The following is a 24366-nucleotide window of genomic DNA, read 5'->3' as shown; positions in this document are numbered from 1 at the left end:
CCGGTATGGTCAGCCGCATGCAGTGCTCTCCCCCCGGCCCCCGCAAGGGACGCGCCCGCCCCACCGGTCGCACGGGACGCCCGCGCAGCGCCGAGGCCGACGCCGCGATCCTGGAGGCCACCCGCGCCGCGCTCGTCGAGCTGGGCTGGGGAAAGCTGACGATGGGGGACGTGGCGGCCCGCGCCAAGGTCGCCAAGACGACGCTGTACCGCCGCTGGGCGAGCAAGAACGAACTGGTCGTGGACGCCGTCGCGGTCCTCTTCGACGAACTCGAACTGCCCGACCGCGGCTGTCTGAAGGACGACATCGAAGGCGTCGTGCTCCAGTTCGCCGCGCTGCTCGCCCGCCCGGAGACCAAGACGGCCCTGATGGCGGTGGTCGCCGAGGCCACGACGGACGACGCGCTGCGCGACCGTATCGGCACGGCCGTCGTGGCGCGGCAGAAGCGGCTGGTGGTGCAGGGCCGGGAGCGCGCCCAGCGGCGCGGCGAACTGCCCCCCGACAGCGGCGGCCCCGAGGGCGCGGCCGCCGCGGCCCGCAGCGTGGACCTGATCTTCGATGTGATCGCGGGTGCGGTGGTGCACCGCGCCCTGGTCAGCGGGGAGCCGGTCGACGCGGCCTGGGCGGCCCGCTTCACCACCCTCCTGCTCACCGGGCTGGGCGGGCTGGAGAACCGGGACTGACCACCGGGCCGCCCCCGGCTCCCGAAAGCCGCGACCGGGTGCGGGCCGCCCGGCCCCGCATGCTCAGACCTGGTAGCGGTCCGGCGCGAAGAGGTGCAGGTGCCCGCCGACCCAGTCCGAGGTGCGCCGCAGCCCCACCCCGAGCGGCACCCGCGGCTCCCAGCCGGACAGCTCCCGGGCCCGCGCGTTGTCCGACAGCAGCCGCTCCACCTCGCTGCCCGCGGGCCGCAGCCGCGCCGGGTCCACGACCACCTCGGCCTCCCGGCCGGAGGCCGCCATCAGCTCCTCCACGAGCTGCCCGATGGAGATCTCCCGCCCCGTACCGAGGTTGACCACCTCGCCCACCGCCCGGTCGCACTCCGCGAGCGCGAGGAACCCCTCGGCGGTGTCCGTGACATACGTGAAGTCGCGGGTCGGCGTCAGCGAGCCCAGCTTGATCCGCCGGGCGCCGGAGTGCAGCTGCGCGAGGATCGTGGGGATCACCGCGCGCGCCGACTGCCGCGGCCCGTAGGTGTTGAACGGGCGGACCACCGTGACCGGCAGCCCGAAGGCGTGCCAGTGGGAGAGCGCCGTCATGTCGGCGCCGATCTTCGAGGCGGAGTACGGGGACTGCGGCTGGAGCGGGTGGTTCTCACCGATGGGCACGGTGCGCGCGGTCCCGTACACCTCGCTGGTCGAGGTGTGCAGCAGCCGCCGTACGCCGTGCAGCCGGGCGGCCTCGCACACGTTCTCCGTACCGACCACATTGGTCTGCACGTAGGCGCCCGGCGAGTCGTAGCTGTACGGGATGCCGATCAGCGCGGCGAGGTGGAAGACCGTGTCGCAGCCGGCCACCGCGTCCCGCACCCGGCCCGCGTCCCGCACGTCCCCCGCCATCATCTCGACGGGGCCGTCCGGACCGAGGTACCGGGCCAGATGGCCCTTCTCCGCGTACGGCTTGTAGTGGACCAGGGCCCGGACCCGCGCGCCGCGCGCGACGAGCAGGTCGACCAGCGTCGAGCCGATGAACCCCTCGGCGCCGGTGACGAGGACCCGGCGGCCCTCCCAGGGATTGTGCTGCGTGGTCATGCGTACTCCTTCGAAGAGGCGGGGTGGATGGTGGGGGCGGTCCGGCCGGCCAGCCGGAGGACCTTCGCGGCCAGCAGGCCGGCGGCGCGGGCGTGGCTGCCCGGGTCGGCCGCCGCGGCCATCGCCGCCAGCCGCGCCGGGTCGTCCAGCAGCGGGCCGACGACGGCGTCGAGCCGCTCGGCGGTGGTCTCGGCATCGGGCAGCAGCAGCCCGGCACCGGTGTCGGACAGCACCCGCGCGTTGTGCGTCTGGTGGTCGCCGGGGGCGTGCGGATACGGCACGAGGACCGCGGGCATCCCGATGGTGGCCAGCTCCGCGACGGTCGCCGAGCCGGCCCGGCACACCACCAGGTCGGCGGCGGCGTAGGCGAGGTCCATCCGGTCCAGGTACGGCACCGCCTCGGCGACCGCGGCGCCGCCCCCGGCGGCCAGCCGCTCCCGCGTCGCGTCCAGCGCCGCCGGACCGGTCTTGATCAGCAGCCGCAGGCCGGCGCGGTGGCGGTACCGCGCTGCCAGCCCGACGGCGGCCTCGGTGAGCCGGGCCGCGCCCAGGCTGCCCCCGTTGACGAGCAGCAGCCGCGCGCCGTCCGGGATGCCGAGCGCCCGGCGGGCCGGGCCGCGCAGCGCCGCCCGGTCCAGCCCCGCCAGCGGCCCGGACAGCGGCATGCCGACCGTCTCGGCCCGCTCGCCGCCGGGCAGGTGCGCCCGGCTCCGGTCGAAGGCGACGGCGAGGTGCGGGGTGAGCCGCGCCGCGAACCTGTTGGCCCGGCCCGGTACCGCGTTGGACTCGTGGATCAGGCTCGGCAGCCCCGCCAGCCGCGCACCGACGATCACCGGCGCGCTGGGGTAGCCGCCCATCCCGACCGCGACCTGCGCGCCCTGCGCCCGCAGGAGCGCCCGGCACTGGGCACCGGACTTCAGCAGCGCGGCGGGCAGCAGGTAGCGCCGGGCGCCCAGCGCCGGATCGAAGGGGATCATGTCGACGGTGTGCAGCGGGTAGCCGGCCCGCGGGATCAGCCGCGTCTCCAGCCCGCGCTCCGTACCGACGAAGGAGATCACCGCGTCCGGCACGGCGCGGCGCAGCGCGTCGGCGAGGGCGAGTCCGGGGTAGATGTGGCCGCCGGTGCCGCCGGCCCCGATGACGACGGAGAGTGGTGTGCGCATGGCCGCCACGCTCGGCGCGCGCCCTAAGAACGTTCTAAGAGCGGCGTGCGGCAGCCTTGGACCATGCCGCCGACCGCATCGTCACCGCCGCCCCCGGGCGCCGTCCCGCACCCGCCCCGCATCCTGGTCGTCGACGACGACGCCGAAGTACGGGCGGCCGTCGAGGACGGCCTGTCCGTGGAGGGTTACCAGGTCAGCGGCGCGGCCGACGGGCTGGCCGCGCTGAGCGCCGTCGCCGGCCGGCAGCCGGACGCGATCGTGCTGGACGTGATGATGCCCGTACTGGACGGCCTCGCCGTCTGCCGGCGGCTGCGCGCGCTGGGCGACCGTACGCCCATCCTGGTGCTGACCGCGCTGGACTCGGTCAGCGAACGGGTGGACGGCCTGGACGCCGGCGCCGACGACTACCTCGTCAAGCCCTTCGCACTGGACGAACTGACCGCCCGGGTACGGGCCCTGCTCCGCCGCGCCACCGCACCGGACGCCGACGACGGCAGCCTGGCCGTCGCCGACCTGGTGCTCGACCCGGGCAGCAGGACCGGGCGCCGGGCCGGCCGCCGGCTGGAGTTCAGCCGCACCGAGTGGGCACTGCTGGAACTCCTCGCCCGCAATCCCGGACAGGTCGTGCCGCGCGAGGTGATCCTGGAGCGGGTCTGGGGCCGCGACTTCGGCCCCGACTCCAACTCCCTCGCGGTCTACGTCGGCTACCTGCGCCGCAAGCTGGAGGCGGGCGGCGAACCACGGCTGCTGCACACCGTGCACGGCATCGGCTACCGGCTGGGCGCGGAGTGAGCGGCCGGCGCGGGGCCGGCGCGCCCTGGCGGCGCCGGCGGCCGCTGCGCACGCGGCTGGCGCTGGCCGCCTCGGCGGCCGTCGCGCTGGTCGCGGTCGGCGTGTGCACCGCGGCGTTCGTCATCATCCGCTACGCCATGGGCCACCAGCTGGAGCTGAACCTCACCCAGTCGGCGACCCTGGTCATGCAGCAGAACCGGGACCAGGGTCCCGGCGTCGTCGCCGCCGAATGCCGTTACCTCTCCGCACCGGCCTGCTCCCAGATCGTCCCCGCCGACCCCGCCGACGACCCGTCCGGGCGGTACGCGCTGCCGGTCACCGGCGCCGTCCGCGAGGTCGCGGACGGGCGGCGCGCCCCGTACTTCAGCGCCGTCACCCTGGACGGCCGCCCCGCCCGGATGCTCGTGCAGCACTTCAAGGACGGCACGGCGGTCCAGGTGGCGCTGCGCGCCGACACCGTGGAGAAGGGCGTACGGCAGGCCGCCTGGATGCTGGCCGCGGTGGGCGGCGCGGGCGTGCTGCTGGCCGCGGCGCTCGGCTACTGGGTCTCCCGTACGGGCCTGGCCCCCGTGGCCCGGCTGACCGCGGCGGCGGAACGGATCGCCGCCACCCGCGACGCCGGGCACCGCATCGGACTGCCCGCCGGACCGCCGGGCCGCGAGGACGAACTGACCCGGCTGGCGGCCAGCTTCGACACCATGCTCGGCGAGCTGGAGCAGTCGGTCACCGCCCAGCGCCGGCTGGTCGCCGACGCCTCGCACGAACTGCGCACGCCGCTGACGGCGCTGCGGACCAACGCCGAACTCCTCGCCCGTGCCGACCGGCTGACCGACGCCCAGCGCGACCGGGCCTCCGCCGCCCTCGGCCGTCAGCTGCGCGAGGTGACCACGCTGGTCAACGACCTGATCGAGCTGGCCCGTGACGAGGAACCGCAGCCCCTGGTCGAGCAGGTCCGGCCCGCCGCGCTGCTGGAGCACGCGGTGGGCGCGGCCCGCGGCCACTGGCCGGAGACCGGCTTCACCGTACGGACCGAGGCGGGCGCCGAGGGACTGACGGTGCCGGGGGTCCCCGCCCGGCTCACCCGCCTGCTGTCCAACCTGCTCGACAACGCCGCCAAGTTCTCGCCGCCCGGCGGCCCGGTCGAGACGGAGCTGACCGCCCCGCCGGGCGCGCTGGAGATCACCGTCCGGGACCACGGCCCCGGCATCGCCGACGAGGACCTGCCGCACGTCTTCGACCGCTTCTACCGCGCGCAGGCCGCGCGAGCGCTGCCCGGCTCCGGGCTGGGCCTGGCGATGGCCCGGCAGATCGCCCGCGCACACCGCGCCGCGCTGACCGCGGAACAGGCCCCGGGCGGCGGGGCGCTGTTCCGGCTGCGGTTCCCACGCTGAACGGCCGGGTCACTCACCCGCCTGCTGCCAGGCGCAGCTGCCCAGCGTGGCCCGTCCGCCGGCCACCAGCTTCTCCGCCGCGGCGGCCTCCGCCATCTCGCTGTGCCCGTTGACGCAGATCACCGTGCGGTCCGGGTACCCGGCCAGGTCGACCAGGATCTGGTCCCAGTGCCGGTACTGCACGTCGTGTCCGGAGTCGGCGTAGGAGCGCACCACCGGCTTGCCGGGCAGGTGCTGCTGCCACGTCGCGATCGTGCTCGGCGGGACGGTGGTGTCCTTCCTCCCGCTGTAGAGGAAGACCGGGGCGGTGAGCTTCGACAGGTCCGGGCCCGGCCGCTCGCAGTACAGCTTCTGCTCGTGCACCTGCGGCGCCGGGTCCGCCTTCTGGCCGCGCTGGTGGTAGGTGCGCGCGCCCTCTTCGTACGCGGTGTCGGCGAAGCCCGGGATCTGCTTCGTCGGGCTGTCGTCGGGGAACGCCCACCACTTGCGCGGGTCGGCGATCGTCGGGGCCAACTGCTCGCCCAGCTCCGCGTCGGACAGGCCGCAGTAGTCGGGCTTCTTGCCGTACGGGGGCAGCGCGGCGGCCAGGTGCAGCGCCGCGATCCGCTCCGGGGCCCGGCCCGCGAGCTCGGCGGCGTACGGCCCACCGCCCGAGATCGCGATCACGCTGACCTTCTTCACGCCGATCCGGTCCAGGACCTCCAGCGCGTCCTTCGCGAAGTCGCCCTTGCCCAGCCCCTTGTCGTACTCCGTGTCACCAAACCCGTTCCGCTCGACCGATATCAGCCGCAGATTCAGCGATTCACGCGTACTGCGGAAGAAGTCCGTCATGTGCGCGGCCCGGGCGCTGGTGCCCGTACCGCCGATGAACAGCACGGGCTTCCCGTCCCGCGGTCCCTCGTCGATGTAGTGCGCGGTGCGCCCGGTGGACAGCTTCGTGGCCCGCACCTCGGGGCCGAGGGAGTCGAAATCGTCCTGGACGCGGGCCTGGTGGAGGCCGGCCGCGTGCGGCTCGGGTGCGGGCTTCGCCGTGGCGGACGTGCCGAGGACGACGGAACCGGTGAGCAGGGCGGTGGCCAGCGCGGTCGCGCCACAGGCAGCGAGAACGGATCTCTTCACGTACGTCTCCCGGGGTAGGTGAATGCAAGCTGCACGCACCTACCCCGCCGCGCCGAAAGCACGCAGGGGCCTCAGAACCCGGCGGGCTCCGTGTAGACGCCCCACTCGTCCCGCAGCGCGCCGCAGATCTCGCCCAGCGTCGCCTCCGCCCGCACGGCGTCCAGCATCGGTCCGATCATGTTGCCGCCGTCGCGGGCCGCGGCCAGCATGCCGTCCAGCGCCGTGCGCACCGCCGCGTCGTCGCGGGCCGCCTTGCGGTCGGCGAGGACCCGTACCTGCTCGCGCTCCACCTCGTGGCTGACCCGCAGGATCTCCAGGTCGCCGGTGACCGAACCGTGGTGGCAGTTGACGCCGACGACCTTCTTGTCGCCCTTCTCCAGCGCCTGCTGGTACTGGAAGGCGGACTCCGCGATCTCGCCGGTGAACCAGCCGTCCTCGATGCCGCGCAGGATACCGGAGGTCATCGGGCCGATCGGGTGCTGCCCGTCGGGGACGGCGCGTGCGCCACGCTCCTTGATCCGGTCGAAGATCTTCTCCGCGTCCGCCTCGATCCGGTCGGTGAGCTGCTCGACGTACCACGAACCGCCCAGCGGATCCGCGACGTTGGCGACGCCGGTCTCCTCCATCAGCACCTGCTGCGTACGCAGCGCGATCTCCGCGGCCTGCTCGCTGGGCAGGGCGAGGGTCTCGTCCAGCGCGTTGGTGTGCAGCGAGTTGGTGCCGCCTAGGACGGCCGCGAGAGCCTCGACCGCGGTGCGTACGACGTTGTTGTACGGCTGCTGCGCGGTCAGCGAGACGCCGGCGGTCTGCGTGTGGAACCGCAGCCACTGCGCCTTCTCGCTGGTCGCGCCGTACACGTCGCGCATCCAGCGGGCCCAGATCCGGCGCGCGGCGCGGAACTTGGCGATCTCCTCGAAGAAGTCGACGTGCGCGTCGAAGAAGAAGGACAGGCCGGGCGCGAAGGTGTTGACGTCCAGACCGCGGGAGAGGCCCAGCTCGACGTAGCCGAAGCCGTCGGCGAGGGTGTACGCCAGCTCCTGCGCGGCCGTCGCACCCGCCTCACGGATGTGGTAGCCGGAGACCGAGAGCGGCTTGTACGCGGGGATGTCGCGCGCGCAGTGCTCCATCAGGTCGCCGATCAGGCGCAGGTGCGGCTCCGGCTGGAACAGCCACTCCTTCTGGGCGATGTACTCCTTGAAGATGTCGGTCTGGAGCGTGCCGTTCAGCACGCCGGGGTCGACGCCCTGCCGCTCGGCGGCGACCAGGTACATGCAGAAGACCGGGACGGCCGGGCCGCTGATCGTCATCGAGGTCGTGACGTCGCCGAGCGGGATGTCCTTGAAGAGGACCTCCATGTCGGCGGCCGAGTCGATGGCGACGCCGCAGTGCCCGACCTCGCCCAGCGAGCGCGGGTCGTCGGAGTCGCGGCCCATCAGGGTCGGCATGTCGAAGGCCACGGACAGGCCGCCGCCGCCCGCCTTGAGGATCATCTTGTACCGCTCGTTCGTCTGCTCGGCGTTGCCGAAGCCCGCGAACTGGCGGATGGTCCACGTCCGGCCGCGGTAGCCGGTCGGGTACAGGCCGCGCGTGAAGGGGTATTCGCCGGGCCAGCCGATCCGCTCGAAGCCTTCGTAGGCGTCGCCGGGACGGGGGCCGTAAACCGGGTCGACGGGGTCGCCCGAGAGCGTGCTGAAGTCCGCGTCGCGCGTGCGGGCGGAGTCGTACCGGGCCTGCCAGCGGCGGCGGCCCTCTTCGATCGCGTCAGCGTTCATGCCTCCAAATTTACTTGGACGTCCTACTAATTGTCGATGGCGGACCGCGGCGAAGCGTGCCCCCAGGGGCCCGAGTCAGCCGCGCAGAGCTGCCAGATGCGCGTCCCTGACATCCGCCGTCTGGCCCTGCACCAGCAGAAACATGCCCTCACGGGCGAGCCGCTGAGCCGGCCTGTCCAGGCCCACCGCCCGGCCGCCACCCGCGACGACCGCGGCCGTGGTCGCCGCCCGCAGCACGTCGTACGCGCGCATCTTGGCCGCCAGCCGGTCCGGAATGCGCTCCCCCGCCGGCACCTCGTCCAGCAGCGCGTACGCCTCCTCGCGCACCGCCGCCAGCCGCGCGCGCAGCACGCCGGCGGTCTCCGCCGCCGCCCCGTCACCCGAGGCGTCCAGCAGATCGAGCGCGGCGCGGGTGACGCCCAGCACCGCCGGGTTGACGTTGGTGTTCTTCGGCCGGTCGGCCGCCGCCCACTCCTCGTACGACTGCCGCAGCGCCACCGCGCCGTCCGGCAGCACCAGCCCGTCCAGCTCCAGCCCGACCGTACGGGTACCGGAGAGCGCGGCCAGCTCCAGCGGTTCCGTGGCCCGCAGCCCCGGCTGCTCCCGCGCCTCGACGACACCGAAGACGACCTCGCCGTCCTCGGTCGCGCCGCCGAGCATCAGGACGTCGTTCAGGCCCCAGCCGGTGTACCAGGGCACCCGCCCGTCGAAGCGCCAGCCCGCGTGCTCACGGGTGACGCGCACCGGCAGCCGCGGGAAGGCCCGCAGGTGGGAGAAGGCGATACCGGCCAGCAGCGTGCCGTCGCACAGCGGCCGCAGCAGCTGCTCACGGACGGGCGTGCCCTCGGGGGCCGCGGCCAGGAGGGTGACCGGGGTGTGGTGCTGCGCCTGGACGAAGAAGGTGGCGCAGCAGGCCCCGGCGAGGGTCTCGGCGGTCTCCCGGACGACGGGGGCGGGCGCCGCCGATCCGCCGTACGCGACCGGGCCGACGGCACCGAGCACGCCGGACGCCTTGAGCGCGGCGATCGCGGCGGGCTCGACGCCCTCGCGGTCGGCGCGCTCGGCGGCCGGGGCGAGGGTGTCACGGGCGAGCCGCCGGGCGGCGGCGACCAGCGGATGCCCGTCGTACGGCACGCTCACGGAGCCGGGCTCAGACCTTGGCGGTCTGCGGGGCCGCGGTGCCGGAGACCAGCGGCTCCAGCTCGCGCGAGACCTTGCGCTCGACGAAGAACGCGGCCGTGGGGATCGTGCCGGCGATCAGCACCCACAGCAGCTTCCCGACCGGCATCTTGGCCTTGGAGCCCAGGTCGAAGGCGAAGACCAGGTACACGACGTACAGCCAGCCGTGGGCGATGCCGACGATGCTGGTGAAGCCGGCCGCACCGTCGATGTGCAGCAGGTACTTGGCGATCACGCCGAGGGTCAGCAGGACCAGCAGCACGCCCGTCACGTACGCCATCGTCCGGTAGCGGGTCAGCACGCTTCGTTTCATACCTACGAGCCTAACCGGCCGCAAAACCCCCGCGGAGGCGGGGACGACTGCCATCGTCCGGCAGCAGGTGAGCACCCTCTTCGGGCCACCCCCGCTCGCGCGGGGAGCAAGCGCGCTGACCCAGCGTAAGCATACGCGCGGTCGGTCACTCGTCCTTGAAATCCGCCGCCGCCACCCGCAGCGGGCGCAGCAGGGCGAAGATCTCCTGGCACTCCTCCGCGTCGTACGCGCCGAGCCCGAAGTCCATCGCCATCAGGTCGCGGGTGGCCGCGTCGCACACCTCGCGCCCCTTGTCCGTGATGGACGCGAGGGTGCCGCGGCCGTCGTTGGGGTTGGGGCGCTTGGCCACCAGACCCGACTTCACCAGCCGGTCGACGGTGTTGGTGACCGAGGTGGGGTGCACCATCAGACGTTCGCCGATCTTGGACATCGGCAGCTCGCCGGCCTGCGAGAAGGTCAGCAGCACCAGGGCTTCGTAGCGCGCGAAGGTGAGGCCGTACGGCTTGACCACGGCGTCCACCTCGCCGAGCAGGATCTGCTGGGCCCGCATGATCGAGGTGATCGCCGCCATCGCCGGGACGGCCCCCCATCGCCGCTGCCACAGCTCATCGGCGCGGGCAATGGGATCGAAGGGGAGACTGAGCGGCTTCGGCACATCTCCGACCCTACCGGTCGCCCACATGGTGGTCAGCCCCGTCTCAGGGAACGGGCGCGAGAGGGGCGTTCCCCAGCCGTACCGGGCGCGTCAGCCGCGGCCCTCCGCGAGGTGCCGCTCGACCGTCTCCACCTTCGAGGTGAGCCCGTCGGTCACACCGGGCCGGATGTCGGCCTTGAGGACCAGGGAGACCCGGCCCGCGCGCTCCTCGACGGCGGCGACGGCGCGCTTGACGACGTCCATGACCTCGTCCCACTCACCCTCGATCGACGTGAACATGGCGTCCGTACGGTGCGGCAGCCCGGACGCGCGGACGACCCGTACCGCGTCGGCGACGTACTCCCCGACGTCCTCGCCGACGCCGAGCGGGCTCACCGAGAAGGCGACGATCATGCGCCGGCACCTCCGACGACGCCTTCCTTCTCCTTGCGGGCGCGTGCGGCGATCACGGAGGCCTCGGCCTCCCGCTTGAGCTTGCGCTCGGCGAAGAAGCCGCCGGTGGGCAGCACGGAGAGGACGAAGTAGAGCGCGGCGGTGCCCAGCGGCCACTTCGTGCGGTTCCAGGCGTCCGCCCAGAAGAGCACGTACAGCACGAAGAGGATGCCGTGGACGGCGCCCAGCACCGGCACCGCGTTGAACTCCGTGGTCCGCTTCAGGACCGAGCAGATCAGCAGGAGGATGAAGGAGACGGCCTCGGGGGCGGAGACCAGGCGGAGCCGGCGCAGGGCGGATGCGGTCTTGATGTCCACGGGAACCTCGTCGGGTGGAATGGGGCGGCCTTTAGCTTGTGCTTACATTCACAAGCACCGCTCCATTGTGACAGGGGTGCGTGCGCGCCCTGTCCCCGGGCCCGCCCCGGCCGGTCGCCGCCGGGTCCCCTGCCCTCGGCGGCCGCGGCGGACTACGGTCTGGTGCCGTGGCTCAGTTTCGGCTCCAGGGGAGCAAAGTGCTCGCCGTCGACATGACCGGCGATGCCGTGAAGGCGAAGAACGGCGCGATGGTCGCGTACGACGGCCGGATGGCGTTCAAGAAGATGAGCGGCGGGGGCGAGGGCCTGCGCGGCATGGTGACCCGGCGGCTGACCGGGGAGCAGATGGAAGTCATGGAGGTGAAGGGCGAGGGCACCTGCTATTTCGCGGACCGTGCGAGCGAGATCAACCTGGTGGACCTGCACGGCGAGAAGCTGTACGTGGAGGCGAGCAACCTGCTGTGCACGGACGCCGCGCTGCGTACCGGGACCAGCTTCACGGGGCTGCGCGGCGCCTCACAGGGCAACGGGCTGTTCACCACGACCGTGGAGGGGACGGGGCAGGCCGCGATCACCTCGGACGGCCCGGCGGTGGTGCTGCGGGTGACGCGGGACACCCCGCTCCAGGTCGACCCGGGCGCGTATGTCGCCCATACCGGTGACCTGCGTCAGCACTTCCAGTCGGGAGTGAACTTCCGCACGTTCATAGGAGAAGGTTCGGGCGAGGCGTTCCAGATCCGTTTCGAGGGCGAGGGCCTGGTGTACGTACAGCCCAGCGAGCGCAACACCCTCGGGGGTGAGGTCTGATGCCGTTCACGGTGCTCAACTCACGCATGGTCCAGGCCCAGGTCACGCCCGGGCAGCGGCTGTTCAGCCAGCGCGGCGCGATGCTCGCGTACCAGGGTGAGGTCAGCTTCACCCCGAACATGCAGGGCGGCCAGGGCGGTCTGGGGTCGATGATCGGCCGCCGGATCGCGAACGAGGCCACCCCCCTGATGACCGTGGAGGGCAGCGGCTCGGTGATGTTCGGGCACGGCGGCCACCACGTCCACGTCGTCGACCTGGCCGGCGACACCCTCTACGTCGAGGCCGACCGGCTGCTGGCGTTCGACGGGACGCTGCGCCAGGGCACGATGTTCATGGGGTCGCAGGGTGGCGTGATGGGCATGGTGCGCGGCCAGGTGACCGGCCAGGGCCTGTTCACCACCACGCTCGAAGGGCACGGCTCGGTGGCGGTGATGGCGCACGGCGGTGTGATCGAGCTGCCCATCCGGCAGGACCGGTCGGTACATGTCGACCCGCAGGCGTACGTGGCGCACCGCGGGAACGTCCGCAACAAACTGTCGACGGCGCTGGGCTGGCGGGACATGGTCGGCCGCGGCTCGGGCGAGGCGTTCCAGCTGGAACTGTCCGGCCAGGGCACCGTCTACGTCCAGGCGTCCGAGGAGAAGCTGTGACCGGTCCCGTCATTCACGATGTGCATTCGCTGCCGTCGGACGACAACGTCAATCCGTACGCCTTCAGCGTGGATCTGAACGGTCAGTGGTTCCTGCAGAAGGGAAAGATGGTCGCCTACTTCGGGCAGATCGATTTCCAGGGAATCGGGCACGGCGCGCTGGACCGGATCATCAGGACCAGTTTCCATTCCCCGCTGCACGCGGCGGACTGGGTGGTCGCGCAGGGCCGCGGGAAAATGGTGCTGGCGGACCGGGCGTTCGACGTGAATTCCTACGACCTGGAGGACGGCAATCTCACGATCCGGTCGGGGAACCTGCTCGCTTTTCAGCCATCCCTGTCGCTGAAGCAGTCGATCGTGCCGGGCTTTTCGACGCTCATCGGGACCGGGAAATTCGTCGCCGCGTCCAACGGTCCGGTGGTCTTCGCCGAGCCGCCGATCCGGGTCGATCCGCAGGCGCTGGTGGGCTGGGCGGACTGTCCTTCGCCGTGCCATCACTACGATCATCAGTATCTGCGCGGCTTCCTCGGCGGCGTGCGTGCCCACACCGGAATCGGTGGGGTCTCCGGCGAGGAGCACCAGTTCGAGTTCGTCGGCGCCGGCACCGTGCTGCTGCAGTCGACCGAGCAGCTGATGCCGGAGGTGCCGACGGGGACGGTGGCGGCGGAACCCGGCGTACCGGGCGGGTCCGCTGGTCACAGCGGTGGCTCACAAATGCCTCAGCTGCCGGGCTCCCTCGGGGGGCTCCAGCGTCGCTTCGGGCTGTGAGCGGTAGTCTGCGGAGGGTGACCTCGAACGTCTGAGCCCTCCCGGCGGACTGACCCCCAGCGGGAGGGCCCGGTGAGGGCACGATCACGGGGCATGACTAATTCACTATTCAACTTTCACGGGTAGAATTCATTCATGACGACCGACAGCGACACCCCCTGGCTGACCGACCAGGAGCAGCGCGCCTGGCGCACCCACCTCGACGTCAGCAGGCTGCTGACGCACCAGCTGGAGCGGGACCTCCAGCCGTTCGGGCTGACCTACAACGACTACGAGATCCTGGTGAACCTCTCCGAGGCGGAGGACCGCAGGATGCGCATGAGCGACCTCGCGGCCTCCACCCTGCAGTCCAAGAGCCGGCTCTCGCACCAGATCACTCGCATGGAGAACGCCGGCCTGGTGCGCCGCGAGAGCTGCGAGTCCGACCGGCGCGGGCTCTACGCGGTCCTCACCGACGAGGGCTGGGACACCATGCGGCGGGTCGCGCCGCACCACGTGGCCTCGGTGCGCAAGCACTTCATCGACCTCTTCTCGGCGGACGACCTGGCCGCGCTGCGCGACTCGCTGACGCCGGTCGCTGACCACCTCCGGGGACACCGCGGCAAGTACTGACCGGCAGGCACCGGCCGGCCGCCGCGCGGGACGCGGGTGGGGGAACACCGTCGCACCCGCGCGGCAGCACCGGGCCGCCTCCGGGTCAGTCCCGGCTGTCCGGAGCCACCGGCAGCCGCAGTTCGAAGGCCGCGCCCTCGCTCACCGACAGGGTGCCGCCGTGCCGTTCGGCGATGTCCCGGGCGATGGCGAGGCCCAGCCCCGCGCCGCCCTCGTCGCGGCTGCGCGCGTCGTCCAGCCGCACGAACCGCTCGAAGATCCGCTCCCGGTCGGCCTCGGCCACCCCGGGGCCGTCGTCGTCCACCCGCAGCACCGCCCAGCCGCCGTTCCGCCGGACGTCCACCGTGACCTGCGTACGGGCGTGCCGCTGGGCGTTGTCGACGAGGTTGCCGAGGATGCGGCCCAGCTGGCCGCGTGAGCCCGCCACCTCCACGCTCGGCAGCTCACCGGCGCGCACCGGCAGCCGGTCGGCGATGCGCTGCGACAGTTCCTCGCGGGCCAGCGCGCCCAGGTCCACCCGGGTGTCCTTCGGCCGCTCCCCCGCGTCCAGCCGGGCCAGCAGCAGCAGGTCGGCGGCCAGGTGCTGGAGCCGTACGGTGTCCTCCACCGCGCCCGGCAGGTCCAGCAGCTCCGGATGGGCCTCGGCCACCTCCAGCTGGGTGCGCAGGCTGGCGATGGGGCTGCGCAGCTCGTGCGAGGCGTCCGCGATGAAGCGGCGCTGGCGCTCGACGGACGCCTCCAGCGCGGCCAGCGTCTCGTTGGTGGTCCGGGCCAGCCGGGCGATCTCGTCGCGCGAGGCGGGCTCCGGGACCCGGCGGGAGAGATCCGTACTGGCGGTGATGGCGGCCATCTCGCTGCGGATGCCCTCGACGGGGCGCAGCGCGCGGCGGGTGACCAGCCAGGTCACCCCCGCGACGACCAGGAGCAGCAGCGGCAGGCCGACGAGCATGGCGTTCCGCACCGAGCCGATGGTCTTCTCCTCGGCGGCGAGCGGGGTGCCGGCCATGACGGTCACCGTGCGGCCCTGGGTGTCGGTGGCGTCCACCTCGGCCCAGCGGTAGTCGGCACGCTCACCGTCGACGACGGCGGTGCCGTCGGAGGATTCGACCTCGTCGTCCACCTCGCCGGGGCGGGGGGGCTCGCGGTCGTCGTCCTCGTCGTCCCCGTGGCGGCCGGTGCCGGGCGGCGCGCCACGGGTGACCTTCCAGCCGTCGACGACCTGGAGGTCCTCGTCGGCCGCCAGCACGCGGCCCTGCTCGTCGTCGACCAGCACGGGGTGCTCGTCGGCGTCCGGCAGGTCGAGGTCCTTGTAGGCGGTGCCGGTGGCGATCTCGGAGGCCACCTCGCGGGCGGTGACCTCGGCGTGCAGGTCCGCCTGGTCCGAGAGGTTGCCGCGCAGCACGACGAGGACGGCTATGCCCACCGCGATGAGGGCGACCGCGACCACGGCCGTCGCGCCGGCCGTCGCCCTGGCCCGTACCGTGCCCAAGGCCTTAAGCACCGGGCACCATCCGGTAACCCGCGCCGCGTACGGTCTGGATCGTGCCCGCGCCGAGCTTGCGGCGCAGCGCGCTCACGTACACCTCGACGATGTTCGGGTCGCCCTCGTAGGCGAAGTCCCAGACGTGCTCCAGGATGTCGGTCTTGGAGACCACGTCGCCGGCGCGCAGCGCGAGCTGTTCCAGTACCGCGAACTCCTTGGTGGTCAGCGGCACGTCCTCGTCCGCGCGCCGTACGGTACGGGCGCCCTGGTCGATGGTGAGGGGGCCGACGGTCAGCACGGGCAGCGCGGTGCGGCCGCGGCGGCGCAGCAGGGCCTTCACCCGGGCGACCAGCACGACGTAGCTGAAGGGCTTGGTGAGGTAGTCGTCGGCACCGGTGTCCAGGCCCTCGGCCTCGTCGTACTCGCCGTCCTTGGCGGTGAGCATGAGGATGGGCACGTCGTTGCCGGCGGCCCGCAGGGCACCGCAGACGCGGTAGCCGTTCATGCCGGGCAGCATGATGTCCAGGACGAGCAGGTCGTAGCTGCCCTCGCTCGCCATGTGCAGGCCCTCCAGGCCGTCGTGCACGACGTCCACGGCGTATCCCTCGGCGGTCAGGCCGGCGGCGAGGGAACGGGCCAGCCGCTTCTCGTCCTCCACGATCAACAGGCGCATGCGACCAGGGTGCCATCGCCTTGCTGAAGGCCGCTTCAGGCTCGGTTCCTGAAGACGTCTTCAGGCTCCTTCAGGGTGGCTTCAGGAACGGATCGGCAGGGTGAAGGCATCACCCCGGGGGCCGTACCCCGGCCCCCTCCGGGGAGACCCCCCGGCCCCCGGGTGATCCTGCCGGACAACTACTGCTTTGGAGGCTTCTCAATGAAGCGCAATGTCGTCATCGCCACCGTCGCCGCGGCCGCCCTGATCGCCGGCGGCACCGCGACCGCTGTCGCGATCGGCAACGAGGACGGGACGGCAACGGCGTCGAACTCCTCGCCGGCGCAGGGTCAGCAGGCCGGCGGCGTGGCGTCGGACGAGAATGCGCAGGGGCAGGACGACGACGGCGACGGCGACGACGCCCGTGAGGCGCGGTCCGCCTCGGTCACCGCGCGGCAGGCCGCTGCCGCCGCGCTGAAGGCCGTGCCGGGGACGGTCACCGAGGTCGACCTGGACGACGACGAGTCCGGTGTCGCCTGGGACGTGAACGTGCTGGGCAAGGACGGCAAGTGGCACGACATCACCGTCGGCGCCGACAAGGCCGAGGTGCGCGACCGGCACGTCGACCAGGACGACGACGGCGACGAGGGCAAGGACAAGGTCCGCTCCGTGCTGAACGACGCCTCCGTCGACATCGCTCAGGCCGCTGAGAAGGCCGCCGCGCACGGCACGGTCGTGTCGGTGGAGCTGGACGGCCCCGACCACGGCAAGAAGCTCGCCTGGGAGGCCGAGACGGTCACCGAGGACGGCGCCGAGCACCACGTGACCGTCGACCCGAAGAGCGGCGCCGTCGGCCAGGCGCACTCGGACGACCACGACGGCGACCATGACCACGACCACGACGGTGCCGACGACCACGACGGTGACGAGGACTGACCGTCCCTGAGACCGGCGGCGCCCCCCGCCGCCAGCCAGGCCGGCCGGCTCCCCGCCCCCCGGGGAGCCGGCCGCCCACTTCCGCGTCAGCCCGGTGCCGTCACGCCTGCGCCCTCACGACTGCGCCCTCACGCCTGCTCCGTCAGGCCCGCCACCAGCTCGTCGGCGGCGGTGTACGGGTCGAGCGTGCCGGCCACGATGCGCTCGGCCAGGGCGCCCAGCCGGCGGTCGCCGTGCAGGTCGCCGATGCGCTCCCGGAGGGCCGTGACGGCGATCGTCTCGACCTCGCGGGCGGCCCGTGCCGCCCGCCGCTCGGCGAGCACGCCGTGCTCGTCCATCCAGGCGCGGTGCTTCTCCAGCGCCTCCACGACCTCGTCGACGCCCTCGCCGCGGGCCGCGACGGTCTTCACGATGGGCGGCCGCCAGTCGCCCGGCGCCCGGGACTCCCCCAGGCCCAGCATGTGGTTCAGTTCCCGGGCCGTCGCGTCGGCGCCGTCCCGGTCGGCCTTGTTGACGACGTAGACGTCGCCGATCTCCAGGATGCCCGCCTTGGCGGCCTGGATGCCGTCGCCCATGCCCGGCGCGAGCAGGACCATGCTGGTGTCGGCCTGCGAGGCGATCTCCACCTCGGACTGGCCCACGCCCACGGTCTCCACGAGGATCACGTCGCAGCCCGCCGCGTCCAGCACGCGGATGGCCTGCGGCGCCGCCCAGGCGAGGCCGCCGAGGTGGCCGCGGGTGGCCATGGAGCGGATGTAGACGCCGGGGTCGGAGGCGTGCTCGCTCATCCGGACCCGGTCGCCGAGCAGGGCGCCGCCGGAGAACGGCGAGGACGGGTCGACGGCGAGGACGCCCACCCGCCTGCCCGTCTTCCGGTACGCGGTGACCAGCGCCGAGGTCGACGTCGACTTGCCCACGCCCGGGGAGCCGGTGAGGCCCACGACGTACGCCCGGCCCGTCAGCGGGGCCAGCGCCGCCATCACCTCGCGCAGCTGCGGCGAGGCGCCCTCCACCAGCGAGATCAGCCGGGCCACCGCACGCGGCCGGCCCTCCCGGGCCTGGGCGACCAGGGTGGGGACATCTGCCATTGCTCACCGCTCCGTTCTCGGTCCCTGCGGGATGTACGTACGGGCCGGGGTACGGGTGCCCCGGCGGACACCCGTACCCTCACGTGCCCGGTCGGGTCACTTGCCGGGCACCTTCACGATCAGCGCGTCACCCTGGCCGCCACCGCCGCACAGGGCCGCGGCGCCCACGCCGCCGCCGCGCCGCCGCAGTTCCAGCGCGAGATGCAGGACGATACGGGCGCCGGACATGCCGATCGGGTGGCCGAGCGCGATGGCGCCGCCGTTGACGTTCACCTTTTCCGGGGACACGCCGAGGTCCTTCATGGACTGCACGGCGACCGCGGCGAACGCCTCGTTGATCTCGATGAGGTCGAGATCCGCGACCGTCAGTCCCTCCTTGCCGAGGGCGTGGTTGATCGCGTTGCTGGGCTGGGACTGCAGGGAGTTGTCCGGGCCCGCGACGTTGCCGTGCGCGCCGATCTCCGCGATCCACTCCAGGCCCAGCTCCTGGGCCTTGGCCTTGCTCATCACGACCACGGCGGCGGCGCCGTCGGAGATCTGCGAGGCGGAGCCGGCGGTGATGGTGCCGTCCTTGGCGAACGCGGGGCGCAGCTTGCCCAGCGACTCGGCCGTGGTCTCGCCGCGGATGCCCTCGTCCTGGCTGAAGACGACCGGCTCGCCCTTGCGCTGCGGGATCTCCACGGGGGTGATCTCCGCCTCGAAGAGGCCGTTCTTCTGGGCCGCTGCGGCGCGCTGGTGGGAGCGGGCCGCGATCTCGTCCTGCTCCGCGCGCCCGATGCCGAGGCGGGCGTTGTGCTTCTCGGTGGACTCGCCCATCGCGACGTCGTCGAAGGCGTCGGTGAGCCCGTCGTGCGCCATGGCGTCCAGCATCTCCACGGAGCCGTACTTGTAGCCGCCGCGGGACTTCGGGAGGAGGTGCGGGGCGTTGGTCATCGACTCCTGGCCGCCGGCCACGATCACGTCGAACTCGCCCGCGCGGATGAGCTGGTCGGCCAGCGCGATGGCGTCCAGGCCGGAGAGGCAGACCTTGTTGACGGTCAGGGCCGGGACGTTCATCGGGATGCCGGCCTTCACGGCCGCCTGGCGGGCGGGGATCTGGCCCGCGCCGGCCTGGAGGACCTGGCCCATGATCACGTACTGCACCTGGTCGCCGCCGATGCCGGCCCGGTCCAGCGCGGCCTTGATGGCGAAACCGCCCAGGTCCGCGCCGGAGAAGGACTTCAGGGAGCCCAGCAGGCGCCCCATGGGAGTGCGGGCCCCCGCGACGATCACGGAGGTGGTGCTGCCGTTCGATGAGGACATCAGCGCGGCCTTCCTGTGCAGGGAAGTTAACGAGGGTTTATCTCAATGTACTGAGCGGTACCGGCCGGGTCACCGGGCTGTGGATGTGATCGCGCGCACGTTGCGTAATCATGCGTGCGAGCGGTGCACTGGAGAAATGCTGACGCGAATCGACCACATCGGGATCGCCTGTCATGACCTCGACGCGACCGTCGAGTTCTACCGGGCGACGTACGGGTTCGAGGTCTTCCACGAGGAGATCAACGAGGAGCAGGGCGTGCGCGAGGCCATGCTCAAGATCAACGATACGTCGGACGGCGGCTCTTCGTACCTCCAGCTGCTGGAACCGACCCGGGAGGATTCAGCCGTGGGCAAGTGGCTGGCGAAGAACGGTGAGGGGGTGCACCACATCGCCTTCGGCACGGCGGATGTGGACGGTGATGCTGCTGACATCCGGGAGAAGGGCGTACGGGTCCTCTACGACGAGCCGCGCCGGGGTTCGATGGGCTCCCGGATCACCTTCCTGCACCCCAAGGACTGCCACGGTGTGCTGACCGAACTGGTCACGGCCTCCCAGGAGCACTGACCTTCACGTTCCCCGGCCGGTAGAGTGCTGCTTCGGCCGGGGTCCGGATCGGGGCTCGGTCCAATCTCCGCCGATGATCTGACACCATTTCTTCGGAAGGGTCAGCTCCACGCACGACGGAGCCGGCCGCCACCATGACCAGGGGACGGATGGGACCGCGCAGTGCGGGGCAACGACCGCTACGAGGCTGACGATCACCTCTCGCAGTTCGAGGCCGAGATGGAGCGGCTGAAGACGGAGCGGGACAAGGCCGTCCAGCATGCCGACGACCTCGGCTATCAGGTCGAAGTTCTGCGTGCCAAGCTTCACGAGGCACGCCGTACCCTCATGACGCGGCCTGCGTACGACAACGTCAGTGCCCAGGCCGAACAGCTGCTGCGCAACGCCCAGATCCAGGCGGACCAGCTGCGCGCGGACGCCGAGCGCGAGCTGCGCGAGGCGCGGGCCCAGACGCAGCGCCTCCTCCAGGAGCAGGCCGAGCGCCAGTCGCGGCTGGAAGCGGAGCTGCACACCGAGGCGGTCGAGCGCCGCCGCCGGCTGGACGAGGAGCTCAACGAGCGCCGGGCCACCGTCGAGAGCCACGTCAACGAGAACGTCGCCTGGGCCGAGCAGCTGCGCGCCCGCACGGAGGCCCAGGCCCGCCGGCTCATGGACGAGTCCAGAGCCGAGGCCGAGCAGCAGCTCGCGCACGCCCGGGCCGAGGCCCAGCGGCTGGCCGAGCAGGCCCGCGAGCGGCTGGGCGCCGAGGCCGAGCAGGCCCGCGCGGAGGCCGACGCGATCCTGCGCCGCGCCCGTACGGACGCCGAGCGGCTGCTGAACGCCGCCTCCGCGCAGGCCCAGGAGGCCACCGACCAGGCCGAGCAGCTGCGTACGTCGACGGCCGGTGAGTCCGAGGAGGCCCGCCGCCGCAGCGCCGAGCTGACCCGCGCCGCCGAGGAGCGGATGCAGGAGGCCGACACGGCGCTGCGCGAGGCACGCGCCCAGGCCGAGAAGCTCGTGGAACAGGCGGAGGCCGACGCCGCGAAGCGGCTGTCCGCGTCCGAGTCGGAGAACGAGCAGCGCACCCGTACGGCCAAGCAGGAGATCGCCCGGCTGGTCGGCGAGGCCACCAAGGAGGCCGAGGCGCTCAAGGCCGAGGCCGAGCAGCTGCGCGCCGACGCCAGGGCCGAGGCCGAACGGCTGGTCTCCGAGGCCCAGGAGGCGGCCCGCGCCAAGGCCGCCGAGGACTCCGCAGCCCAGCTGGCGAAGGCCGCGCGGACCGCCGAGGAGATGGTCAGCAAGGCGTCGGAGGACGCCAAGGCCACCACGAAGGCCGCCGCCGAGGAGGCCGAGCGGATCCGCAAGGAGGCCGAGGCCGAGGCGGACCGGCTGCGCGAGGAGGCGCACGAGACCGCGCAGGCCCTCAAGGGTGCCGCCAAGGACGACACCAAGGAGTACCGCGCCAAGACCGTCGAGCTGCAGGAGGAGGCGCGCCGGCTGCGCGGCGAGGCCGAGCAGCTGCGGGCCGAGGCGGTCGACGAGGGCGAGCGGATCCGCGGCGAGGCGCGCCGCGAGGCCGTGCAGCAGATCGAGGAGGCCGCGGCCACCGCCGAGGAGCTGCTGGCCAAGGCCAAGTCGGACGCCGAGGAGACCCGTTCGGGCGCGACGGCCGACAGCGAGCGGGTGCGCAGCGAGGCCGCCGAGCGCGCCACGCAGCTGCGCACCCAGGCCGAGGAGGCGCTGGAGCAGGCCCGCCAGGAGGCCGAGGACCTGCACGCCGCCGCCGAGGAGGCCGCGGCGGCGACCCGTACCGAGGCCGAGGAGGCCGCCGCCGAGCTGCGGGCCGAGGCCGAGCGCAGCGCGGACGAGCGCCGCGAGCTGGCCCAGGCGGAGCTGGACCGACTGCACTCCGAGGCGGAGGAGCGGGTCACCGCGGCCGAGACGGCGCTGCGCGAGGCCCGCGAGGAGGCCGAACGGCTGCGCAAGGAGGCCCAGGAGGAGACGGCCCGCCTGAAGGCGGAGTCCGCCGAGCGCCGCCGCGAGAAGGAGCAGCAGGCCGAGGAGGAGGCCGAGCGGCTGCGTGCCGAGGCCGCCTCGGACGCCTCCGAGGCGCGCGCCGAGGCCGAGGCCGCCGCGAACCGGCTGCGGAGCGAGGCGGCCGCCGAGGCCGAGCAGCTGAAGGCGGACGCGCAGGAGACCGCCGACCGGGTGCGCGCGGAGGCCGCCGCCGCGGCCGAGCGTACGGGCGCGGAGGCCGCCGAGGCGCTGGCCGCCGCGCAGGAGGAGGCGGCCCGCCGCCGCCGGGAGGCCGAGCAGCAGCTGGGCGAGGCCCGCGAGGAGGCCCACCAGGAGCGTACGGCCGCTCGCGAGCAGAGCGAGGAGCTGCTGGCCGCGGCCCGCGCGCGGGTCTCCGAGGCGCAGGCCGAGGCCGAGCGGCTGGTGGAGGAGGCGGACCGGCGCGCCGAGGAGCTGATCGCCACCGCCGAGCAGACCGCGCAGCAGGTGCGGGACGCGGTCGCCGGGCTGCACGAGCAGGCCGAGGAGGAGATCGCCGGGCTGCGGTCCGCCGCCGAGCACGCCGCCGCGCGGACGAAGGAGGAGGCGCAGCAGGAGGCGGACCGGGTCCGCTCCGACGCGTACGACGAGCGCGAGCGCGCCTCGCAGGACGCCGGCCGCGTCCGGCAGGAGGCGCAGATCGAGGCCGACGCCGCCAAGTCGCTGGCCGAGCGCACGGTTTCGGAGGCGATCGCCGAGGCGGAGCGGCTGCGCGCGGAGGCGAACAGCGCGCTGGACGAGGCCCGCGAGGCCGCGAACAAGCGCCGCGCCGAGGCCGCCGAGCAGGCCGACGAACTGCTGGGCGAGGCGACGCAGGAGGCCGACCGGACGGTGGCCGAGGCGGCTGCCGAGGCCGAACGGCTGCGCGCCGAGGCGAACAGCACCCTGGACGAGGCCCGCGAGGAGGCCAACCGCCGCCGCACCGAGGCCGCCGAGCAGGCGGACGAGCTGCTGGGCGAGGCCACCGCGCAGGCCGAGAAGCTGGTCGCGGACGCCACCGAGAAGGCGCAGCAGCTGCGGACCCACGCCTCGGACGCGCTGGCCGCCGCCGAGCAGGACGCGGCGCGCGCCCGTGCCGAGGCCCGCGAGGACGCCAACCGGATGCGGTCCGATGCCGCCGACCAGGCGGACCGGCTGATCGCCGAGGCCCGTACGGAGGCCGAGCGGATCGTCAACGAGGCCACCGAGCTGACCTCGTCGGCCCAGGCGGACGCCGACCGTTCGATCCGGGAGGGCCAGGAGGCCGCCGACCGGCTGCGGGCCGAGGCCGGCGAGCAGGCCGAACGGATCGTCGCGGACGCCACGGCGCAGTCCGAGCGGCTGCGCGCGGAGGCCGCCGAGGTCCTGGAGAACGCCCGCGCGGAGGCCGAGCGGACCGCTGACGAGGCGCGCAAGGACGCGGCCAAGCGCCGCGCGGACGCCGCCGAGCAGGCCGACAGCCTGATCTCCGAGGCCGGTACGGAGGCCGAGCGGCTGCGTACGGAGGCGGCGGAGAACACCGCCGCGGCGGAGCGGGAGGCGGAGCGTACCCGCGCCGACGCCCGCGAGCAGGCGGACCGGGTGCTCGCCGAGGCGACGGCGGACGCCGACCGGATGCGGGCCGAGGCCGCCGAGACGGTCACCTCGGCGCAGCAGCACGCCCAGCGCACGCGTACCGAGGCCGACCAGGTCAAGGCGGATGCCGAGGCCGAGGCCGAGCGGTTCCGCAACGAGGCGCTGGAGGAGGCCGAGCGCATGCTGGACGAGGCGCGCAAGGACGCCGCCAAGCGCCGCGCCGACGCCGCCGAGCAGGCCGACCAGCTGATCGCCAAGGCGCAGGAGGAGGCGCTGAAGGCGGCGACCGCGGCCGAGGAACAGGCCGACACGATGGTCGGCGCGGCCCGCAAGGAGGCCGAGCGGATCGTCGCGGAGGCCACCGCCGACGGCAACGCGCGGGTGGAGAAGTCCCGTACGGACGCCGACACGCTGCTCAGCGAGGCGCGCGGGGACGCGACCGCGATCCGGGAGCGCGCCGAGGAGCTGCGGGCCCGTATCGAGGCCGAGGTCGAGGAGCTGCACGAGCGGGCGCGCCGGGAGTCGGCCGAGGCGCTGAGGACGGCGGGCGAGCGGGTCGACAAGCTCCTCGCGCAGGCCGAGGCGCAGCGGGCGGAGGCCGAGGAGAAGGCCAAGGAGATGCTGTCCGACGCGAGCAGCGAGGCCAGCAAGGTCCGCATCGCGGCGGTGAAGAAGGCCGAGGGGCTGATCAAGGAGGCGGAGCAGAAGAAGGCGCAGGCCGTACGGGAGGCCGAGAGCTTGCGTACCGAGGCCGAGCAGGAGGCCCAGCGGATCGTGGACGACGGCAAGCGCGAGCTGGAGGTGCTGGTCCGCCGCCGGGAGGACATCAACACCGAGATCTCGCGGGTGCAGGACGTCCTGGAGGCGCTGGAGTCGTTCGAGACGCCGGGTGGCGGAAGCGGCGGCGGTAAGGGAGGCTCGTCGCAGGGTTCCGGTTCGGGGGGCGTCAAGGCCGCGGCGGGCGCGGGGGCAACTCGTTCGGGTGGCAAGCAGTCTGATGGCTAGCCACTCAAATGAGGGTTCATTCTCCACT

General features: G+C 73.2%; 23 protein-coding genes. 10 read left to right on the top strand and 13 right to left on the bottom strand.

Going from position 1 to position 24366, the window contains the following annotated elements; genetic code table 11:
* The first annotated feature begins 5 nt into the window (after positions 1-5).
* On the top strand, positions 6-683 hold the full coding sequence (locus tag AAC944_RS25245) for a TetR/AcrR family transcriptional regulator (protein ID WP_030621303.1): 678 nt from the start codon (positions 6-8) through the stop codon (positions 681-683).
* 63 nt (positions 684-746) lie between these two features.
* Here AAC944_RS25245 and AAC944_RS25240 read toward each other — a convergent pair whose 3' ends face one another.
* Together AAC944_RS25240 and AAC944_RS25235 are read right to left on the bottom strand one after the other, a co-directional pair.
* Positions 747-1751: a GDP-mannose 4,6-dehydratase gene (locus AAC944_RS25240; RefSeq protein ID WP_030621301.1), complete on the bottom strand. Its 1005-nt coding sequence runs from the start codon at positions 1749-1751 to the stop codon at positions 747-749.
* Complete coding sequence (locus AAC944_RS25235; RefSeq protein ID WP_030621299.1) at positions 1748-2914, bottom strand: UDP-N-acetylglucosamine--N-acetylmuramyl-(pentapeptide) pyrophosphoryl-undecaprenol N-acetylglucosamine transferase; 1167 nt, start codon at positions 2912-2914, stop codon at positions 1748-1750. Before AAC944_RS25235 ends, AAC944_RS25240 begins: the two co-directional genes overlap by 4 nt.
* Before the next feature lie 63 nt (positions 2915-2977).
* Here AAC944_RS25235 and AAC944_RS25230 point away from each other — a divergent pair, with 63 nt between their 5' ends.
* On the top strand, positions 2978-3706 hold the full coding sequence (locus tag AAC944_RS25230) for a response regulator transcription factor (RefSeq protein WP_078888835.1): 729 nt from the start codon (positions 2978-2980) through the stop codon (positions 3704-3706).
* On the top strand, positions 3703-5097 hold the full coding sequence (locus AAC944_RS25225; RefSeq protein ID WP_030621296.1) for a sensor histidine kinase: 1395 nt from the start codon (positions 3703-3705) through the stop codon (positions 5095-5097). The genes AAC944_RS25230 and AAC944_RS25225 overlap by 4 nt, the downstream gene beginning before the upstream one ends.
* Positions 5098-5106: 9 nt before the next feature.
* Here AAC944_RS25225 and AAC944_RS25220 read toward each other — a convergent pair whose 3' ends face one another.
* From AAC944_RS25220 to AAC944_RS25190, 7 genes are all read right to left on the bottom strand, one after another.
* Entirely contained in the window at positions 5107-6216 is a 1110-nt protein-coding gene (locus AAC944_RS25220; RefSeq protein ID WP_030621294.1) for an alpha/beta fold hydrolase, read from the bottom strand.
* Between the two features lie 71 nt (positions 6217-6287).
* Positions 6288-7988 (bottom strand): coenzyme B12-dependent isobutyryl-CoA mutase large subunit, encoded by a 1701-nt coding sequence (icmA, locus tag AAC944_RS25215; RefSeq protein WP_030621293.1) that lies wholly within the window; start codon positions 7986-7988, stop codon positions 6288-6290.
* Between the two features lie 75 nt (positions 7989-8063).
* Positions 8064-9128, bottom strand: coding sequence for an acyl-CoA dehydrogenase family protein (locus AAC944_RS25210; RefSeq protein ID WP_030621290.1), 1065 nt, complete (start codon positions 9126-9128; stop codon positions 8064-8066).
* Positions 9129-9138: 10 nt separating this feature from the next.
* A complete protein-coding gene (locus AAC944_RS25205) occupies positions 9139-9480 on the bottom strand; it encodes a DUF3817 domain-containing protein (RefSeq protein ID WP_078888834.1) in 342 nt (113 codons plus the stop codon).
* Between the two features lie 145 nt (positions 9481-9625).
* Positions 9626-10135 (bottom strand): MarR family winged helix-turn-helix transcriptional regulator, encoded by a 510-nt coding sequence (locus AAC944_RS25200; protein ID WP_030621285.1) that lies wholly within the window; start codon positions 10133-10135, stop codon positions 9626-9628.
* Between the two features lie 90 nt (positions 10136-10225).
* On the bottom strand, positions 10226-10528 hold the full coding sequence (locus tag AAC944_RS25195) for an MTH1187 family thiamine-binding protein (protein ID WP_030621283.1): 303 nt from the start codon (positions 10526-10528) through the stop codon (positions 10226-10228).
* Complete coding sequence (locus tag AAC944_RS25190; protein WP_030621280.1) at positions 10525-10884, bottom strand: DUF3817 domain-containing protein; 360 nt, start codon at positions 10882-10884, stop codon at positions 10525-10527. The genes AAC944_RS25195 and AAC944_RS25190 overlap by 4 nt, the downstream gene beginning before the upstream one ends.
* Before the next feature lie 167 nt (positions 10885-11051).
* Here AAC944_RS25190 and AAC944_RS25185 point away from each other — a divergent pair, with 167 nt between their 5' ends.
* From AAC944_RS25185 to AAC944_RS25170, 4 genes are all read left to right on the top strand, one after another.
* The gene (locus tag AAC944_RS25185) at positions 11052-11690 is read left to right on the top strand and encodes an AIM24 family protein (protein WP_037772986.1); all 639 of its coding nucleotides are present in this window, start codon (positions 11052-11054) and stop codon (positions 11688-11690) included.
* Positions 11690-12340, top strand: a complete 651-nt coding sequence (locus tag AAC944_RS25180) for an AIM24 family protein (RefSeq protein WP_030621277.1) — start codon at positions 11690-11692, stop codon at positions 12338-12340. The genes AAC944_RS25185 and AAC944_RS25180 overlap by 1 nt, the downstream gene beginning before the upstream one ends.
* On the top strand, positions 12337-13107 hold the full coding sequence (locus AAC944_RS25175; RefSeq protein WP_030621275.1) for an AIM24 family protein: 771 nt from the start codon (positions 12337-12339) through the stop codon (positions 13105-13107). The genes AAC944_RS25180 and AAC944_RS25175 overlap by 4 nt, the downstream gene beginning before the upstream one ends.
* A gap of 135 nt (positions 13108-13242) precedes the next feature.
* Positions 13243-13719 carry a MarR family winged helix-turn-helix transcriptional regulator gene (locus AAC944_RS25170; protein WP_030621273.1) on the top strand — a complete coding sequence of 159 codons (477 nt, stop codon included), beginning with the start codon at positions 13243-13245 and terminating at the stop codon, positions 13717-13719.
* Positions 13720-13804: 85 nt separating this feature from the next.
* On the opposite strand, the gene AAC944_RS25165 is transcribed toward AAC944_RS25170, so the two are convergent.
* Positions 13805-15208 carry a sensor histidine kinase gene (locus AAC944_RS25165; RefSeq protein ID WP_030621272.1) on the bottom strand — a complete coding sequence of 468 codons (1404 nt, stop codon included), beginning with the start codon at positions 15206-15208 and terminating at the stop codon, positions 13805-13807.
* 4 nt (positions 15209-15212) lie between these two features.
* Positions 15213-15875 (bottom strand): response regulator transcription factor, encoded by a 663-nt coding sequence (locus AAC944_RS25160; RefSeq protein WP_030621270.1) that lies wholly within the window; start codon positions 15873-15875, stop codon positions 15213-15215.
* Between the two features lie 201 nt (positions 15876-16076).
* Here AAC944_RS25160 and AAC944_RS25155 point away from each other — a divergent pair, with 201 nt between their 5' ends.
* Positions 16077-16790 (top strand): PepSY domain-containing protein, encoded by a 714-nt coding sequence (locus tag AAC944_RS25155; protein ID WP_030621269.1) that lies wholly within the window; start codon positions 16077-16079, stop codon positions 16788-16790.
* A 128-nt stretch (positions 16791-16918) separates the two neighbouring features.
* On the opposite strand, the gene meaB is transcribed toward AAC944_RS25155, so the two are convergent.
* Both meaB and AAC944_RS25145 read right to left on the bottom strand, forming a co-directional pair.
* Positions 16919-17878, bottom strand: coding sequence for a methylmalonyl Co-A mutase-associated GTPase MeaB (meaB, locus tag AAC944_RS25150; protein WP_030621266.1), 960 nt, complete (start codon positions 17876-17878; stop codon positions 16919-16921).
* Positions 17879-17974: 96 nt separating this feature from the next.
* Positions 17975-19150, bottom strand: a complete 1176-nt coding sequence (locus tag AAC944_RS25145) for an acetyl-CoA C-acetyltransferase (protein WP_037772999.1) — start codon at positions 19148-19150, stop codon at positions 17975-17977.
* A gap of 166 nt (positions 19151-19316) precedes the next feature.
* Here AAC944_RS25145 and mce point away from each other — a divergent pair, with 166 nt between their 5' ends.
* Together mce and scy are read left to right on the top strand one after the other, a co-directional pair.
* Entirely contained in the window at positions 19317-19745 is a 429-nt protein-coding gene (mce, locus tag AAC944_RS25140; RefSeq protein WP_030621264.1) for a methylmalonyl-CoA epimerase, read from the top strand.
* Positions 19746-19907: 162 nt separating this feature from the next.
* Complete coding sequence (gene scy / locus AAC944_RS25135; RefSeq protein ID WP_030621262.1) at positions 19908-24338, top strand: polarized growth protein Scy; 4431 nt, start codon at positions 19908-19910, stop codon at positions 24336-24338.
* The last annotated feature ends 28 nt before the right edge of the window (positions 24339-24366 follow it).

Source organism: Streptomyces sclerotialus (genome assembly GCF_040907265.1).
Taxonomy (GTDB): domain Bacteria; phylum Actinomycetota; class Actinomycetes; order Streptomycetales; family Streptomycetaceae; genus Streptomyces; species Streptomyces sclerotialus.
This window is presented reverse-complemented; position numbering and strand designations above follow the sequence as displayed.

Bases quoted from the DNA above. Each gene is read 5' to 3' on its own strand.
- AAC944_RS25245 (WP_030621303.1), top strand. From the start codon at position 6: ATGGTCAGCCGCATGCAGTGCTCTCCCCCCGGCCCCCGCAAGGGACGC.
- AAC944_RS25240 (WP_030621301.1), bottom strand. From the start codon at position 1,751: ATGACCACGCAGCACAATCCCTGGGAGGGCCGCCGGGTCCTCGTCACC.
- AAC944_RS25235 (WP_030621299.1), bottom strand. From the start codon at position 2,914: ATGCGCACACCACTCTCCGTCGTCATCGGGGCCGGCGGCACCGGCGGC.
- AAC944_RS25230 (WP_078888835.1), top strand. From the start codon at position 2,978: ATGCCGCCGACCGCATCGTCACCGCCGCCCCCGGGCGCCGTCCCGCAC.
- icmA (WP_030621293.1), bottom strand. From the start codon at position 7,988: ATGAACGCTGACGCGATCGAAGAGGGCCGCCGCCGCTGGCAGGCCCGG.
- AAC944_RS25205 (WP_078888834.1), bottom strand. From the start codon at position 9,480: ATGAAACGAAGCGTGCTGACCCGCTACCGGACGATGGCGTACGTGACG.
- AAC944_RS25195 (WP_030621283.1), bottom strand. From the start codon at position 10,528: ATGATCGTCGCCTTCTCGGTGAGCCCGCTCGGCGTCGGCGAGGACGTC.
- AAC944_RS25180 (WP_030621277.1), top strand. From the start codon at position 11,690: ATGCCGTTCACGGTGCTCAACTCACGCATGGTCCAGGCCCAGGTCACG.
- AAC944_RS25170 (WP_030621273.1), top strand. From the start codon at position 13,243: ATGACGACCGACAGCGACACCCCCTGGCTGACCGACCAGGAGCAGCGC.
- AAC944_RS25160 (WP_030621270.1), bottom strand. From the start codon at position 15,875: ATGCGCCTGTTGATCGTGGAGGACGAGAAGCGGCTGGCCCGTTCCCTC.
- AAC944_RS25155 (WP_030621269.1), top strand. From the start codon at position 16,077: ATGAAGCGCAATGTCGTCATCGCCACCGTCGCCGCGGCCGCCCTGATC.
- meaB (WP_030621266.1), bottom strand. From the start codon at position 17,878: ATGGCAGATGTCCCCACCCTGGTCGCCCAGGCCCGGGAGGGCCGGCCG.
- mce (WP_030621264.1), top strand. From the start codon at position 19,317: ATGCTGACGCGAATCGACCACATCGGGATCGCCTGTCATGACCTCGAC.